The organism is Polaribacter sp. M10, assembly GCF_054968445.1.
This window is the reverse complement of record NZ_JBSSBG010000058.1, coordinates 1-1,043: the sequence shown is the minus strand read 5'-3', so window position 1 is coordinate 1,043 and position 1,043 is coordinate 1. Positions and strand designations below refer to the sequence as shown.

The following is a 1,043-nucleotide window of genomic DNA, read 5'->3' as shown; positions in this document are numbered from 1 at the left end:
AGTCAGTAATTTACAAATTTTACGTTAGCCTACGTACTGAGGAGTTTTTGGGTTTCTATGGGGGATTACTGGCAACGTCTTGGTATAAGATTTGTTGCGTTTATTTTAGCTAAAAGTAAGCAAAAAATAGACAACTTTGTGCCAGCGTATTTTTCCGAAGGAAAAATTCTGCAGCAATAAAGTTTATACAGTGTTGGCTATAGTTTTATTCCTTTCTGGTTATTAAAATCAACAAATTCATTTTCAACAGTTTCATATATTCTATAAATTTTTTTGATTTTAGTTTTTCTTAATTTCTCAACGATGGGTTTAATTTTTTCTTCAGATATTTTCTTATCTATAAAAACAGAGTAATAAATATTCAATCTAATCCATTGTTCAACTGTAAACCTTTCTGAATGCAAGTCGTTATATTCATTCATAAAATATGGACTCAAATCTTGAAGTATTTTTTCCAAATCTCTATCTAAATTATCAAGATTTTCAGAATATTCAGATTTAGCGTTGATTATTCCGTTTTTATTTTCTAAAAAGATTTTCAAACCATATTTATTTCTCTGACCAGTAAATTCAGATTTTGCTTTATTCTCAAGATTTATATTTACATTATTCTTTTTAATAATGAAGTCTGTAAAACTATTAGCTTTTATAAGTTTAAATTCCGAAAGAGAGTCAATTTCAGGTTTAACAATCAAAGTGTCATTTCTTAGTTTATATTTTAGATAATTTACTTTTAATGAATCATTAAAGACATTTTTAAATTCAAAAGTAATTTTTTCACTATTTGCTTTCCAATTAGCTTTTGTAAATGTTAAATCTGATATATTTAGAGAATCTTCACTAAATTCAAGTTTAGTCATTTCTTTAATATCATACCATTTTCCATATAGTCTCTTTTCATATTGATTTCTCCCACAAGAAATTAACATTAATAAAGGCAGAAAAATAATTAATTTTGATTTCATATGTATTATCCTGATATAGGTTGACCTTTTTTTAGGTTTAATTTATACCGTTCAAATTATTTTTTTAGCCGTTTAGAA

1 protein-coding gene is annotated in these 1,043 nt (G+C 25.4%); it reads right to left on the bottom strand.

Features of this window, described 5'->3' with window-relative positions:
- Positions 1-197: 197 nt before the first annotated feature.
- Positions 198-965, bottom strand: coding sequence for a hypothetical protein (locus ACWYN7_RS17270; protein WP_462861221.1), 768 nt, complete (start codon positions 963-965; stop codon positions 198-200).
- Positions 966-1,043: the final 78 nt, after the last annotated feature.